Origin of the sequence: Microcoleus sp. A2-C3, from assembly GCF_036706065.1 — a bacterium.
In the GTDB taxonomy this organism is placed as follows: domain Bacteria; phylum Cyanobacteriota; class Cyanobacteriia; order Cyanobacteriales; family Microcoleaceae; genus Microcoleus.
On sequence record NZ_JAUBVX010000029.1, the window covers coordinates 1 to 14490 of the forward strand.

Consider the following 14490-nt stretch of genomic DNA (forward strand, 5'->3'; position numbering starts at 1 on the left):
TCTCTTTGAATACAGCTCAATAGTTTTATTATATCATATTAGTTGTTTTGTGTAATTAATTTTGTTGAGCTACTTAATGAATCGTCTTCTTTTAAATTCTCCTTTTTAGAGACAGGCTTTAAACCAATTTTTTCTGGTAACGGGTGGATGGAAGAAGGGAAATGCTTTTAATTCTTAACTTTTCTGTCTGCGACGGAACCAAGCGAAGATATTCAAATCTCCCTGCATTTTCTGCAATTCCTGCTGGTGCTGCTTGGCTGTAGCATAATACCATTGGCAATAAAGCTCAAATTCTTGACGGTACTTAACTTCGTCGTAAAACTCGCGGACAACTTGGTGTCTCTGAAAAATTTCGGCCGTTGGAGTCGGTTCTGGGACAATGTTTTGTAGCTCGTGGGGCAACATAACTGTTTGGGGGCGACTGTGGCAAATATTGGTGTAATGACTTTAAGCTAACACAGTTGTCAGTTGACAGTGGATAGTTGACAGTTGTCAGTTGACAGTTTTCAGTGGGAATTCTTGCATCCGTTACACCCGCTACACAATCCGCTGCCGAACTTCCTTCTTAGCTTAAGATATTCAATCTCAAATCCCAAATCCCAAATCTAAAATCTGCTAAAGCCATCCGCGCAGCCGATAGACGATTAAGCCGATGTATTCTTTTAAGGCTTTAGTTGACTGATGTAGATAATAGGTATCAGGCAATAAGTCCAGCGCGAATGCTAGCCCGTTGCTTTGAGATGTGGCGATATCCTGCTGCGTTATCTGAAAGTCGGTTGGCGCTGCAATTACTTTTATTCCCTGACGCTGAAAAATCAAGAGGGATCGAGTCATGTGCATCGCCGATGTCACTAGCAAAACGGGCTTTTTGATGCCTTTAGTATCTAAGATTTGCCGCACGTTGACGGCATTTTGATAGGTGTTGTGGGAATCGGGATCTTGCAGAATTGCTGATGCCGGTACGCCCATTGTTTGGGCAATTTCTGCCATATCTGCCGATTCGGGAGAGCCCCCACCTTTCCAGTCTACTCTGCCACCACTGAGGACTAACAGGGGAGCTTTGCCTTGACGGTACAGTCGGGAAGCGTATATTATTCGATCGCCCGCTTCACCCAATTCTACCCAAGGACGGGGTGCTAGGGCTGCTTTGACACCGCCACCCAAGACGATAATCGCTTCAGCTTGGGGGAGTTCGGCGGTTGGTAAATTTTGCCATTCGAGCGATCGAACTAAGGATTTTGACACCCAACCGCTACTTCCGAGTAGTAAAATAATTAGAGCCCCAGCCATTGGCGCCACCGCCCATTTTGGACGCTTCCAAAGTGTGATTAAAGCTGCTATCATTAACAGGCAACTCAACCCCAAAGGATAAATCAATAGCGGCAGAAGTTTAGACAAAAATAGAAACATTCAGCAAGTAATTCAAATTGCTCGTTAGCGGGAATGGGTAATCGGTAAGTAGTAATTTGGTTGACCAAAGCACAGGGGATTTAAGCCCCCACCTTTAGGTGGATTGTTTTTAGTCGGGGGCTTAAATCCCCAGCCTCAAAACTTCGCTGTCAACTGTCAACTGTCAACTGTCAACTGTCAACTGTCAACTGTCAACTGTCAACTGTCAACTGTCAACTGTCAACTGTCAACTGTTAACTGTTAACGCAGGTTTTATTTTTTATTATTGAGTTGTGAATTTTGAACTCTTTAACTGCCAGAGCAAAACTCAATATTAAAAACTTTTTTTGGTGCTATCGGCGATCTTCGGGTTCTGACAGCCAGTCCAAGAATGAAGTAGCTTCACGCCGGGAGGTTTTGTATTTATGCCCGTCTACTTCCACTACTTCTTTGTTGAGGATAGCATCAGATTTTTTATCCTGAGAACCTGTATTCGGGTTGAGTAGTAGTTCGTTGTGCCACCAAGCGACAGTTAAACCTACTGCCACGCCGCCGAGGACACCAAGGCCTAGACTTATGGGCAGACTACATCCTACTAAGCGAAACCCAACGGTAAACAGCACAAACCAGATTATCGCGGGGTTAAACCCCTTGGAGTCTCCGTTAAATTTTGCCATGAGCTGCAAGTTGTTTTTGTAATAATACAGAAAGATATTGACAATATTAGCAGACAATGAATTTGGCAAGGGCGATCGCAGTGCAACTACTCCCCACAAATCAAGTTTAATTGTACCTCTAAGTCTTGCGCGGTATCTATAATGTTTACAGAAATTTTCTCAAATTCTGTAAAAGGTTCTGCTTCTGCTTGCTGCGAGATCAATAGTTCTGCTGTCGCGTCGGCAATATCGCCCCGGCGCTGTTGCAGCCGTTCTCGCAATACAGCAATTGGTGCGGTGCAGTAAACGATTTGCCAGGACAAGCCGTGGGATTGAGCCAGATTTATCGCATCGGTTCTCAAGTTTTGGCGATCGAACTTAGCATCTAAAATCACATCCCAACCTCGGTCAGCCAGAACCATACCCAACTCTAACAATCTACCATAAGTCTGCGCCGTCATTTCATCCGAATACAAATCTTGTCCGCCGCGTTCATTTAAAGGAATTCCGCCTAAATGTTTGCGAACAGCATCGGATCGAATCTGAATTGCACCTGTGCGGGCTGCCAAATATCGAGCCACCGTACTCTTCCCAGAACCAGATAAACCAGACATCAAAGTTAACTTTCCCCGGCGCGGTTTTGTGTATTCCCAAGCTAATTTATAGTAATGAGCGGCTGTCTGTAAAATCTGTGCTTTTTCATCAGTTGAAACCGAGGCATCGTCCAACATTAACGAAGTTACTTTTGCTCTAACATAAGCTTGACGGCTCAAATACAGCGGCAGAACTTGCAGTCCTTCCCAATCGCCAGTTTGTTCGATGTAAGTATTGAGAAAAACATTGCCTAAATCTCTGCGCCCCCGCGATTCCAAATCCATGACTGTAAAAGCAATATCGTACATAACATCAACAAAGCGAAAAGGCTCGTTAAATTCAATGCAGTCGAACAGCAATATTTTATTTTGCCACAATGCTATATTCCGCAAGTGTAAATCTCCGTGACATTCGCGAATTTTATTATTAGCTATTCGCTGCTTAAACAACTCTTGATTTTCGGCAAAAAACGCATCAGTATAATCTTTAGTTTCCTGATATTGTGTCTGAGTCTGCGGCCCGCCGATATATTTTTGGGAAATCAGGTAATTGTTATCTATTGCTGTGCGAATCTGACTGACTTCGCCAAATGTGCGAATGTAGCTATCACTAATTGCCGTGCTGTGAAACTTGGCAACTTCCCGCCCTAAGTCTGCCATCAGTTGCTCCGTCAACTGTCCGCGTTCCAACAAACTGAGCAACAGCGAATCTTGAGGGAATTCCCGCATTTTCAGCGCGTACTCTACAACAACTTCTGCTGGAGTTATCTCAGGTGAATTACTGCCAAAGTGAAACTTATCGTCGCTTTGAATAATTGGCAAAACTTCTAGATAAATTTCCGGTGCTGTGCGTCGGTTCATCAGCAATTCTTGGGTGCAGAAATGCTGCCGTTTTTCCAGCGTTGAATAATCTAAAAAGCCAAAATCGACTGGTTTCTTGATTTTGTAAGTATAATCTCCTGTCAGCAGGACAAAGGAAATGTGAGTCTGAATTAGCTGCACTGGTTCTGTGACGCTGTGGGGGTAGAACCCAGGCTGTAACATTTGCTGAATCAGATCTGGGAGACAAGTATCAATCATATTGATTTTGGATTTTGGATTTTAGATTTTAGATGTTGCATTGAAGCCGATTTATTATAGAGTTGATAGTTAGCGTAAACCAAAAATTAGTGATGACAGAAAACAATCAAGAATCCGGTTCTGTGGATGTGTTTGGCGTGGGCAATGCCCTGGTAGACATCTTAGCATTAGTCGAAGATGATTTTGTGGTCAAGCACGGGCTGAATCGTGGCGGGATGACGCTGATGGATTCGGAAACCCAGGGGGGCATTTTGCACGATTTGGAACACACTTCGCTGCAAATGCGATCGGGGGGTTCTGCGGCTAATACGATGATTGGTTTGGCTCAGAGTGGCGGTAAAGGCTATTATTCTGGGAAGGTTGCTAAGGATACTAACGGCGAATTTTACCGCAAAGATTTGCTGGAGGCGGGGATTGATTTTAATGTGCATCCTGCTGAGTCGAACGGGCCGACTGGTACTTGTGTCGTGCTGACTACGCCGGATGCGGAACGCACTCTGTGTACTAATTTGGGGGTTTCTACTACTCTGGCGGCGACTGATATTGATGTCGATCGCCTGTCTCACTGCAAGTATAGTTATGTTGAGGGCTATCTTTGGGATGCTCCAGAACCGAGAAAGGCTAGTATTGAGACGATGGAACAGTCTAAGCATCTGGGTGTGAAGGTGGCTTTTACTTTTTCGGATGGCTTTTTGGTCGATCGATTTGCGGATGATTTTCACAAGGTGGTTTCGGAATATTGCGATGTGATTTTTTGCAATGCTGATGAAGTTCGCAGTTTTTTCAAGGAGGAATCTCTGGAAGAGTGTGCTCGGAAAATGAGCGAAATTTCCGATTTGGCTTTTATCACGAATGGGGATAAGGGCTGCATGGTGGTGGAGAATAAACAGATTGTGGATGTGGCTGGATTTCCCGTAAAGGCGATCGATACTGTGGGTGCTGGTGATGCTTTTGCCGGCGGTGTTTTGTTTGGGCTTACTAATGGTTTGAGTGCTACAAAAGCGGCTCGTTGGGGCAATTATTTGGCTTCTATGGTGGTGCAGATTCATGGTCCCCGTCTTGAAGGTTCTCAGGCTCATTTACTGAATCAGGTGATTTCTGGTTAGTAATTGAAAATGGGCGATCGCTCTTTTTGACGCACCGGGCGATCGCACTTTTGAACCGCAGATGCACGTTGATGGACGCGGATGGGGGGAAGGGGGAGATTTCTTTTTGACGTACCGGGCGATCGCCCTTTTGAACCGCAGATGCACGTTGATGGACGCGGATGGGGGAACGGGCGATCGCCCTTTTGAACCGCAGATACACGCGGATGGACGCGGATGGGGGAAAGCTGTACTTTTGATGGTAATAGCAATCTCTCTGAGTCTGTTTGTGCTAATCTTAAAAGGCGATCGACATTACCAATTAACAGTTTTTAATGCTTTATGTCTAAGCAATCAGTCATTACAGAACATATTGAAATTACGCCTGGAGTGCTTGGCGGTAAGCCGCGCATTGCTGGTCATCGAATCGCAGTAGCACAAATTGCACAGATGTATCTGAAGATGGGAGAATCCATAGAAGACATTGCTAGAGATTATAATTTATCGCCAGCTTCGGTTCATGCAGCAATGGCTTACTATTACGATCATCGAGAAGAAATTGACCGCCGTACTGCGATCGGAGATGCTTTTGTAGAAGAGTTGAAGCGTAACATTTCACCCTCTCCTTTGGAGGAAAAGTTGAGGGCAATTAGATGTGAGTGAACGCATTCGCTTTCATTTGGATGAAAATGTTAAATCGGCGGTGGCGCGAGAGTTACGCCGACGATTAATTGATGTTACAACAACTATTGAGGCCCGATTGCTTGCTCAGAGTGACGAATTGCAGTTAGCATTTATCTGTGAACAAAAGCGGGTAATTATGACTCACGATGATGATTTTTTAACGATCGCTAGTCTTAGCAGCGAGCATCCAGGTATTGCTTATTGTAAGCAGGGGACTCGTTCGATCGGACAAATCATTGAAGGTCTAGTTTTGATTTATGAAGTGTACAAGCCTGACGAAATGGTTGGGCGTGTTGAGTTTTTGTGAGAAATGGTAAGGGCGATCGCTCTTTTGAACCGCAGATGCACGCTGATGGAGGCGGATGGGGGAAAGGTCGATCGCACTTTGGGCCCGTCGCCGTCTTGTGCCTCTGTAGGATGAGCCATAATAGACTAAGCCGCAACTCTTGTAGTGCGATCGATTAATCAGCAACTATCGGACAGTTTGATTTATGCTAATTCAGAAAATCGTTCAAGAATTACAAGACATCCCGGAAGATAAACTCGCAGAAATCTACGATCTGATTCACTATTTTCGCCTCGGATTAGGACGAGAAAAGCCACAGCCTCGCACCCCTGGTTTACTGACGGGACAACTCGGTGATGCTTTTTTTGAATCCCTAGCAGAAGATGAACTAGAACAATGGGAATAAGCTACCTAATCGACACCCATATCCTGCTGTGGTGGCTCTTTGACGATCCCAAACTCAATGCCAAATGCCGGGACATCATTCGCAACCCCGATTTTAATATCATTGTTAGCACTGTTTCAGCCTGGGAAATAGCCACCAAATATCGCATCGGTAAACTTCCCGAAGCCAAACAGATTGTCGAGGAATATTCGCAAATCCTCAACCGATCGCAATTTATAGAATTAGCTATAACTTCAGCCCATGCCCTCCGCGCTGGCAGCCTGCCCATTGCCCACCGCGACCCTTTTGATAGAATGATTATGGCACAAGCTGAACTCGAAAATTTGCCTGTTATTACTTACGACACAGCCTTTCATACGGGGCTGATTCAGGTTATCCCTACTGCCTAATCAAGAGCATCAGCATGGTAAGGTCGATCGCACTTTTGAACCGCAGAGACACGCGGATGGACGGGGATGGGGGAAAGGGCGATCGCTCTTTTGGGATTAAGGTCGATCGCTCTTTTGAACCGCAGATGCACGTTGATGGACGGGGATGGGGGAAAGGGCGATTCACGATCGGGATAGCTACAGCGCGTACTCAGGTAGCAGTTGGACAATAAAACCTAAATCTAGGTTGTTTAATCGTTAATTTTTGTCATTTTTGCAAAATATACTGACTGATAATCTGTTTGAGTTCTTGAAGAGCTTCTATAGCGCTCGGTACATCCACTATTGACAAAATAAATTAGTTTAGCTAAGATAGAATTTAGTTAAAATTGCCAAATATAGCAGATGCACATAATCAGCTATCGGCGAGTGCGTGAATATAGCGAAAGTCATGCTGATTGTCGGGAAGTATTAGATAACTGGTTTAAAATTGCTACGAAAGCCAAATGGTCAAATTTAGTTGAGGTGCAATCTGTTTTTCCTAAAGCAGAAGCAGTTGGAGGTTTTACCGTTTTCAACATCAAAGGCAACAATTATAGATTAATAGTTAGTATCGATTATGAAAGCCGATTGATTTATATCAAATACATTCTTACTCATGCTGAGTATGATAAGGAGAAATGGAAAAATGACCCTTATTTTTAATCCAGATAAATACACAGAGTTATTGTCTCAGTATCAGCCGAAAATCATTAGAACAGAAGCTGAGAATGAAAAGGCTTTGGCTATTGTGGAAGAGTTAATGCACCGTCGCGATCGCACTCCTGAAGAAGATGAGTTGTATGAATTGTTGATTGCATTGATTGAAAAATTTGAGCAAGAATATTATGCACCGGGAGTTACGGCTACCCCTAATTCATTGTTGCTATTTTTGATGGAACAGCGATCGCTAAAACCTGCGGATTTGATGGGAATTATTGGCTCTGAAGAAGGAGTGTATGGCTTGGTTAATGGTGAGCGAGATATCAGCAAAGAGCAGGCTGTGATTCTGGGTAGTTTTTTTTATGTAGAGCCGAGTTTGTTTGCTAATTAATGGCTTTTTTAGGGCAGATAGAAGGATAGATTAAGACCGATCGCTCTTTTGAACCGCAGATACACGTTGATGGACGCGGATGGGGGAAAGGGCGAGATCTCTTTTTGACGCACCGGTCGCACTTTTGAACCGCAGATGCACGTTGATGGACGCGGATGGGGAAAGGTCGATCGCCCTTTTTGACGCACCGGTCGCACTTTTGAACCGCAGATGCACGTTGATGGACGCGGAGGGGGGGGGAAGGGATCTCGCGCTTAAGCTAATTAAAGGTATCTGGAAAACAGATTTATGGCGGAAAGTAGCGATAAATATCTTTCCGGTGGAGAACCCTTACAAAAGTAATAGTCTCGCCATCAAAATAAAAACCTATTCGATAGTCGCCAACCCGAAGCCGATAGGCCTTGTCATCGCCTTTTAATTTTTTTAAGTTAATAATTGTCTGTAAATTAGTAAGATTGGGAATTTCCTCAAAAACGATCGCTTTGACTTGCTCAAAGACAGGCGCACTTTTAAGAGCTTTTAAATCCTTTAAAAAACTGGGCAAATATTCAACTTTCATTCTTTATCAAGTTCGGCAAGTGCTTCTTGTAAAGTTAACGGCTTTTCATCTTTTACTTGGCGCATAGCCTGGAGAAGTCCTCTATCTTCGATCGCCTCTAGGAGATACTGATAGTCGGTATAGTTGAGAATGACTTGACTGATGTTGCCTTCGGTATCGAATATTAATTCTTTGGCAAGTGGATAGTCTTCTATTTTCATAGATTTTGATGAGTTGGGAGGGAATGATGTTTCTATTTTAACAGCGCACTCCTAAATCGGGATGGACAATCCGCCACTGGTGTCAGCATTTTTCAATGATTTGGAGGCTCCTGATTAAACTGTACCTGCGAAAGCTCTGATAATTCTATGGTAAGACCGATCGCTCTTTTGAACCGCAGATACACGCTGATGGACGCGGATGGGGGAAAGGGCGAGATCTCTTTTTGACGTAAGGGCGATCGCTCTTTTGAACCGCAGATGCAGGTTGATGGACGCGGATGGGGGGAAGGTCGATCGCACTTTTGAACCGCAGATGCACGTTGATGGACGCGGATGGGGGAACGGGCGATCGCCCTTTTTGACGCATCGGTCGATCGCACTTTTGAACCGCTGATGCACGTTGATGGACGCGGATGGGGGTAAGGTCGATCGCTCTTTTGAACCGCTGATGCACGTTGATGGACGCGGATGGGGGTAAGGGCGAGATCTCTTTTTGACGCACCGGTCGATCGCTCTTTTATTAACCACAGATGGAGGTGGGCTGAGTGCGAGGCTTGAGTGATTTTGAGATTATTTCCCTGCCACTTTTAGCCTGCTTTTTCTGCCAATCTGCAAACATAGCATCCAAGTCGTAGTTAAATGACTTAGCGTGTTCTTCACGAATTCGGTGAATTTCCTCCAGGATCTCATCTTGCCACATAAATTAACCTCCTAGTAGTTCGTAAGGCGTACACAATATCGGTAATTGGTATCCGAAATCAAGACTAATTTCTGCAAGTTTTCTCTGAATTTGAGCGTTAGCGATATGCTTGCAGTTCCATGTTAGCAGGTAATCTAAACCGTAAACGGTAGCGGTTGCAATATGAACTGCATCATTAGCAGCTTTGGGAGGAAGATTGCTTCGTGTGAGAAATTGTCCTGCTAAGTCTCGTACAGCTTGATTGAGTTCCAGCAATGGAAAGTCGCGAATTATCTCCAAACGTTGAGTCGCAATCTCTGAGTCCCCTTGTACTATTTCGTCCAAAACAACTTGTGAGATATAGAGTCTGAAGTTGCTTCGCCGAAATTCCCACCAATCTCGTGTTACCTCAATGTTTGCAGCTATAATCAGGTTTTTGGTGGTTCTGGCGGTGAGGTAGCCCAAGATACTGGTTTCGATGTAGACAGTTTCACTCATACATAATAGATTGTAACAAATTCTTTGTTAACAATACCATTGCTTGTCTAGCTTAGGGATAAATATCATTGTTACATGGTGTAATATTCTTTTTGAAGTATCGCGCTTGTTGGTATTTATAGAAGATGCGATCGCTCTTTTTGACGCACCGGTCGATCGCGCTTTTGAACCGCAGATACACGCGGATGGACGCGGATGGGGGAAAGGTCGATCGCTCTTTTTGACGCACCGGTCGATCGCACTTTTGAACCGCTGATGCAGGTTGATGGACGCGGATGGGGGAAAGGGCGATCGCCCTTTTTGACGTAAGGGCGATCGCACTTATCTGATTATCCTAAATCACTGTCAAATTGATGGGGACAAAACTACCGCTTAACTGAGTGGGCGATACGCCAACAACAAGACCTAAAGTTTGATTCGATCCGGCAATCTTGATGATGGTATTGCCTTGATCGAAGTTCAGGATTAGGTTAGCTTCTGTTAGTCCTTCTGTCAGTCCCATTTGATCTGCGCCTAATTGGAAGTCTAAGATAGCATCTGGCAGGAATTCGCCAGTTACAGCGGCATCTTTTGGTAGTACAAAGGTATCGCTGCCGGGGCCGCCGATTAAGATGTCTCGACCTAAACCGCCGTTGAGAGTGTCGTCACCTTCGTTACCTTTGAGGCGATCGTTGTCTGCACCGCCTAAGATACTATCATTACCCTGACCTCCAAAGATATTGTCATTTCCGCTGTCGCCAGTGAGGATGTCATTGCCTTTATTGCCGTAGATGATGTCATCTCCGCCAAGTCCGGCAAGGGTGTCATCGCCAGCGAAACCAACGATGCTATCTGCTGCATCAATGCCAACTAAATTGTCGTTTTCAGGAGTTCCTAAAACTTGACGCAGTGGGGGACGAGTTGGTGTTGGTGTTGGTGTTGGTGGAATATTGTCTGTTCCTGTGGCAGTACCGTCATTTGTGACTGTAGTGCTGGCCAAATCGAAATCATTGGAGATGTCGGGGTCGTATGTTTTACTGGTTATGCTAGAGGTGCTGGTGATGTCTCCAGTTGTCGGTGCGGTAACGGTAATGTTAACTGTTGAAATTTGACCTTTCGGTAAATCGCCGAGATCAAAAGTTAGTTCATTTCCTGACTGCTTGGTGGGGGTTACATTAGCGGAAACAAATTTCGCACCCTCTGGCAAGGTTTCGGTGAGGATTGCACCTTTAGCGCTATCAGTGCCGTTGTTCGTGACGGCAACGGTGTAGTTGACGTTTGTTCCCGGTGTTGCTGTATCGCTATCGGCTGTTTTAGTGACTGATAAATCTGCTGATTCTGTTACTTGAATCGGTGTCTGAGAGTAGCTGAAAACAGGTGCGTTGTTTTCATCCATCGCCATTGCATAGACGTAGTAATCGCCAGTGGGTAAGCCTTGAGTGTTCCAGACGAAGTTACCTGCACCGTCTTTTTCCTCAAGTCCATCTTTGATTAGAATGCCATCGAAACCTTGGTTATCAGTGTCGTAGAATAAGCTGACTTTGGCAGTGGAGTCAGAGTCAAAAGCGTTGTAGTTGATGGTGACATTTTGCCCGCTGACATCTTTAGATAGAGATGTCAACTGAACCGTAGAAGCCTGAGAATCCTGAAAAGCACTGTACTCTACATTACCTAAAGCAGTTGAATTCGTTAAGTTGATATCCCAATTACCTGGTTGTGGATTGGCGATCATAACTGCCTTGGTAGTTGCAGTAGTGAGGGCATCAACAATTGCAATATTATTGGCTGCAAAATCAGACTCTTTGAAAATAGCGCCAGTGGGTGCTTTAATTTCAACTGGAGTATTAGCAGTGGCATTATCCCAGTTGGCGTTGAGAATTATCCACGGTGTGCCTGGGGCAACAGTGAAGCCTTGTATGGCGGAAGCTGTTTTATCTGCACTAGCTTCAAGCTGATTGCCAGAAGCAACTCTTTCGATTTGACTAGAGGTAACGATCGAGCTATTTGCTCTTGGCACTGGTTTACCTACACTGGCCTCGGCTTTACCATCAAAAGAAACTTTGATCGTCGCTTCATATTCTATTTTGATAGGCTCCTTAAAGTTTAAAGGATTGAAAAATTCCATAGGTGGTAACTTACCATAAGCCTGAACAAAGTCGTTCGATAGATTGTTGTCATTGGAGTAGTTGAGGGCAAATTCTGCTTGTGCAAGTGGCTGACCTTTGAATTTGATTTTGCCACCGCCTACCTCAAATTTGTCAAGAATTTTTACTTTGGGGATTTCAATGGATATATCTGGGACTTTGACGCTGGCAGTACCACCCATGATGATGTTGAAATTCTTATCGGCACTAAATTTGCTTTTGGTATTGATTAGACCGCCAAGCATTGAGAAGTCAGCCTCAGCATTGAAGAATTTTTTATTCCAATTGAGTTCAGCCTCACCTTTGCCCTCTACCAATCCACCTGCAATTTTGATAGTACCGTTTGTCTTGAGACGATCGCGAGTGATGCTACCGCTTGCATTAAGTTCAACAGCAGTTCCAGAAACATCTCCGCCGGCCCAAGAAGGTAGTGATATTGTTAATTTAGGCCCAGCAGTCACCCCAACATTAGTAAGACTGCTCTCAATTTTATCGGGTTTGGTAAGATCATTCACCTGCCCCGATATGCTCTGAAGAAAAGCACCAGTAGCGCCAATAGGTTTGTTGAGGTTACTCCCTCCTATCTTGATAAAGTTTAATTTTTTATCAACAAAACCAAGACCACCACTAAGTTCAATTCCCGTTGGGATAAGTATAGTACCTTCGCCCTTAACCTCTTTGGCTTCTGTATCCAAAGATAATTTTGCATTTTTAATCTCCCAGACCTTTGGCACCAGCTTGATATTGTCTAAAGAAAATGATCCCTTGACATCGACAATGGGGCTAAAGTCACGGTTTATTTTAATGTAATTGGGATCGGCAAAGTTGGCAGTAATAGTGAAAGGGGGGGTGGGAGTAGGAGTGGGACTGGGATCAAATACAACCAACTCGGCTTTACCTTGAAGGGTAATTCCTGCTCTTTGCTGAGTAGTATATCCAAGTGCTAAACCTGTCCCTTTAACCTCCAGTAAGTCTTCTATATTAAATTTTGCATCTGGGAAATCAATTTTTCCTCCTGTTAGGCTCACGCCATCGTTGCCAATCAGGATTTTATTGTTGCCTCTGATGTCTAGCTTAGTTCCGCCCAAAAGTTCTGGTGGGAATTGAAGCGTCCCTTCTAATTCCATTCCTTTTTGTGTGAAAGCTAAGTTGGTGAACTCAACTTCTGTGCCAGCGAGCTTAAAGGAGTTTGCTACTCCTTGGGTAGTTTCCTTAACTAATTTTGAAACTGCTTTGCCAACATCAAATTCTAAATCACCTTGATACAATGGCACTGTTAAGCCACCAATAGTAGGCGAAAATATTCCTGTTGATTTGATAGTTTGGTTATCGTAACTAATAGAGCCATTAACACTTAACAACGGGAAAGGGCCATTTTTTAATCCAATTTGGATAGTACCTGATGCCTCGTAACTCTTGGTTTTGTCGTTGAATACGAATTGACCGTTAACTACCTTGAGTTTCAGCGGATCTAGATCCACTTCGTTACTAGAATCGGGTTTGGGAATTTGATTTGCAGGTACAATTGGAACCGGAAGAGGAATTGGGGGAGTTGGAGTTGGAGGAGTTGGGGGAGTTGGAGTTGGAGGAGTTGGGGGAGTTGGAGTTGGAGGAGTTGGGGGAGTTGGAGTTGGAGGAGGAGTTGGAGTTGGGGGAGTCGGAGTTGGGGGAGTTGGAGTTGGGGGAGTTGGAGTTGGGGGAGTTGGAGTTGGGGGAGTTGGAGTTGGGGGAGTTGGAGTTGGAGTCGCAGATAGAATAGATGATGCTCCACCAATGGAACCGGTAACACCCGTTAAATTCCTATCAAGCGTACCTGCTCCTGTTGTGGAATTGATAGTAATTCGTTTTCGATCTTCCGTGAAACCGAGAAAATTGCCATTTTCAAATGACAAACCAAAAACATTTGTAAAGCCAATATCACCAATTTTGGTTGCTTCACCTGTCAGAGATACGGAAAATAAGCTATCACTTGTTGTGTCTAGTGATGTAGCTAAAAATCGATTATTAGTAGCATCAAATACTAAGTCTCCACTACTATCAAAGTCTGAACCCAAATTAGCGACTAAAGTTGCTGCACCGGTACTAATATCAATGGTGTATAACTTAGAAAAATCGGCAGCATAAAGTGTATTGTTGGCAAATTCTAAAGCATTCAAGTTAACAAAAGAACCTAAACCAAAGTTGCCAACAAGTGAAGCAGATCCTAAATTGGGTTCGATTTTATATAAATTGCCAAAGGTAATGCCGAAAAGCTGACCGCTATTAGATAAGGCAATGTCGGAGAAGTCTAGGTTACTTGTTGCTATCTGTGCAAATCTTCCTAATTGATCAACTGTTCCAACTTGTCCATCCCGTGTGCCAACTATAGATGAACCCGTACCCAGCGAGCTAGTATTGATGGTGTAATTTCCTGTTGCACCAGAATTAGCACTGGTAGCTCGAAGAATATAATCAATGCCGGGAACCTTCGTAAAACTTAGCTGTGAATTCCGACTACCACCTGAGTCGTCGTTAAAGTCAATCACTTCACCTGTTGAAGCATTTACCAGTTGTAGGTAACTGTCAAAATCCGACGAGTCGAGGTTGATCTGAACTTGCTGCCAATTGGAAAGCTCACTCAATGTATAGTCATCCGAGAAGCTACCTAATTTTTTAGGATTTTCAAGATCAGTGCTGCTCAAACTCTCATCAATCGTTTGCCCTAAAGTAATATTCACCATAATCCCATCTCCTCAAAAATATAGTTGTGTGAAAACCAGCAAAGCCCGCCTTGCAAACCTTGCTATATATG

Annotated in this window: 21 protein-coding genes; 10 read left to right on the forward strand and 11 right to left on the reverse strand. The window is 44.2% G+C overall.

Annotated elements, in window-relative coordinates:
- Positions 1-174 precede the first annotated feature (174 nt).
- The 4 genes from QUB66_RS16900 to QUB66_RS16915 all read right to left on the reverse strand — a co-directional run bounded on the left by QUB66_RS16900 (position 175) and on the right by QUB66_RS16915 (position 3718).
- Positions 175-405: a hypothetical protein gene (locus QUB66_RS16900; RefSeq protein ID WP_265239983.1), complete on the reverse strand. Its 231-nt coding sequence runs from the start codon at positions 403-405 to the stop codon at positions 175-177.
- A gap of 210 nt (positions 406-615) precedes the next feature.
- Positions 616-1410 carry a YdcF family protein gene (locus QUB66_RS16905; protein WP_332970799.1) on the reverse strand — a complete coding sequence of 265 codons (795 nt, stop codon included), beginning with the start codon at positions 1408-1410 and terminating at the stop codon, positions 616-618.
- A gap of 332 nt (positions 1411-1742) precedes the next feature.
- Entirely contained in the window at positions 1743-2165 is a 423-nt protein-coding gene (locus QUB66_RS16910; RefSeq protein ID WP_265239985.1) for a hypothetical protein, read from the reverse strand.
- A complete protein-coding gene (locus QUB66_RS16915; RefSeq protein ID WP_332968899.1) occupies positions 2153-3718 on the reverse strand; it encodes a bifunctional aminoglycoside phosphotransferase/ATP-binding protein in 1566 nt (521 codons plus the stop codon). Before QUB66_RS16915 ends, QUB66_RS16910 begins: the two co-directional genes overlap by 13 nt.
- Before the next feature lie 92 nt (positions 3719-3810).
- Here QUB66_RS16915 and QUB66_RS16920 point away from each other — a divergent pair, with 92 nt between their 5' ends.
- Complete coding sequence (locus QUB66_RS16920; RefSeq protein WP_265239987.1) at positions 3811-4824, forward strand: adenosine kinase; 1014 nt, start codon at positions 3811-3813, stop codon at positions 4822-4824.
- On the opposite strand, the gene QUB66_RS16925 is transcribed toward QUB66_RS16920, so the two are convergent.
- A complete protein-coding gene (locus tag QUB66_RS16925) occupies positions 4821-5075 on the reverse strand; it encodes a hypothetical protein (protein WP_332968900.1) in 255 nt (84 codons plus the stop codon). The two genes, QUB66_RS16920 and QUB66_RS16925, sit on opposite strands and share 4 nt — an antisense overlap.
- A 70-nt stretch (positions 5076-5145) precedes the next feature.
- Between QUB66_RS16925 and QUB66_RS16930 the strand changes: the two genes are divergently transcribed.
- From QUB66_RS16930 to QUB66_RS16965, 8 genes are all read left to right on the forward strand, one after another.
- Positions 5146-5466, forward strand: coding sequence for a DUF433 domain-containing protein (locus QUB66_RS16930; protein ID WP_265239990.1), 321 nt, complete (start codon positions 5146-5148; stop codon positions 5464-5466).
- Positions 5459-5794: a DUF5615 family PIN-like protein gene (locus QUB66_RS16935; protein ID WP_265239991.1), complete on the forward strand. Its 336-nt coding sequence runs from the start codon at positions 5459-5461 to the stop codon at positions 5792-5794. The genes QUB66_RS16930 and QUB66_RS16935 overlap by 8 nt, the downstream gene beginning before the upstream one ends.
- Complete coding sequence (locus QUB66_RS16940) at positions 5791-5952, forward strand: hypothetical protein (RefSeq protein ID WP_265239992.1); 162 nt, start codon at positions 5791-5793, stop codon at positions 5950-5952. The genes QUB66_RS16935 and QUB66_RS16940 overlap by 4 nt, the downstream gene beginning before the upstream one ends.
- Positions 5953-5978: 26 nt before the next feature.
- On the forward strand, positions 5979-6179 hold the full coding sequence (locus QUB66_RS16945; RefSeq protein ID WP_265239993.1) for a hypothetical protein: 201 nt from the start codon (positions 5979-5981) through the stop codon (positions 6177-6179).
- Positions 6170-6568: a type II toxin-antitoxin system VapC family toxin gene (locus QUB66_RS16950; RefSeq protein ID WP_332968902.1), complete on the forward strand. Its 399-nt coding sequence runs from the start codon at positions 6170-6172 to the stop codon at positions 6566-6568. The genes QUB66_RS16945 and QUB66_RS16950 overlap by 10 nt, the downstream gene beginning before the upstream one ends.
- Positions 6569-6582: 14 nt before the next feature.
- Positions 6583-6780, forward strand: a complete 198-nt coding sequence (locus QUB66_RS16955) for a hypothetical protein (protein ID WP_332968903.1) — start codon at positions 6583-6585, stop codon at positions 6778-6780.
- A 172-nt stretch (positions 6781-6952) separates the two neighbouring features.
- Complete coding sequence (locus QUB66_RS16960) at positions 6953-7252, forward strand: type II toxin-antitoxin system HigB family toxin (protein WP_332968905.1); 300 nt, start codon at positions 6953-6955, stop codon at positions 7250-7252.
- Entirely contained in the window at positions 7236-7640 is a 405-nt protein-coding gene (locus QUB66_RS16965) for a helix-turn-helix domain-containing protein (RefSeq protein WP_265239997.1), read from the forward strand. The genes QUB66_RS16960 and QUB66_RS16965 overlap by 17 nt, the downstream gene beginning before the upstream one ends.
- Before the next feature lie 286 nt (positions 7641-7926).
- Here the strand turns inward: QUB66_RS16965 and QUB66_RS16970 are convergent, their stop codons facing one another.
- From QUB66_RS16970 to QUB66_RS16990, 5 genes are all read right to left on the reverse strand, one after another.
- Positions 7927-8199 carry a type II toxin-antitoxin system RelE family toxin gene (locus QUB66_RS16970; protein WP_265239998.1) on the reverse strand — a complete coding sequence of 91 codons (273 nt, stop codon included), beginning with the start codon at positions 8197-8199 and terminating at the stop codon, positions 7927-7929.
- On the reverse strand, positions 8196-8399 hold the full coding sequence (locus QUB66_RS16975) for a hypothetical protein (protein ID WP_332968908.1): 204 nt from the start codon (positions 8397-8399) through the stop codon (positions 8196-8198). Before QUB66_RS16975 ends, QUB66_RS16970 begins: the two co-directional genes overlap by 4 nt.
- A 145-nt stretch (positions 8400-8544) precedes the next feature.
- On the reverse strand, positions 8545-8901 hold the full coding sequence (locus QUB66_RS16980; RefSeq protein ID WP_332968909.1) for a hypothetical protein: 357 nt from the start codon (positions 8899-8901) through the stop codon (positions 8545-8547).
- Between the two features lie 18 nt (positions 8902-8919).
- Positions 8920-9099, reverse strand: a complete 180-nt coding sequence (locus QUB66_RS16985; protein ID WP_332968911.1) for a hypothetical protein — start codon at positions 9097-9099, stop codon at positions 8920-8922.
- Positions 9100-9102: 3 nt separating this feature from the next.
- On the reverse strand, positions 9103-9576 hold the full coding sequence (locus QUB66_RS16990) for a type II toxin-antitoxin system VapC family toxin (RefSeq protein WP_332968913.1): 474 nt from the start codon (positions 9574-9576) through the stop codon (positions 9103-9105).
- Between the two features lie 106 nt (positions 9577-9682).
- On the opposite strand from QUB66_RS16990, the gene QUB66_RS16995 reads away from it, so the two are divergent.
- Positions 9683-9832 (forward strand): hypothetical protein, encoded by a 150-nt coding sequence (locus QUB66_RS16995; RefSeq protein ID WP_332968915.1) that lies wholly within the window; start codon positions 9683-9685, stop codon positions 9830-9832.
- A gap of 78 nt (positions 9833-9910) precedes the next feature.
- Here the strand turns inward: QUB66_RS16995 and QUB66_RS17000 are convergent, their stop codons facing one another.
- Positions 9911-14419: a hypothetical protein gene (locus tag QUB66_RS17000; RefSeq protein WP_332968917.1), complete on the reverse strand. Its 4509-nt coding sequence runs from the start codon at positions 14417-14419 to the stop codon at positions 9911-9913.
- Between the last annotated feature and the right edge of the window lie 71 nt (positions 14420-14490).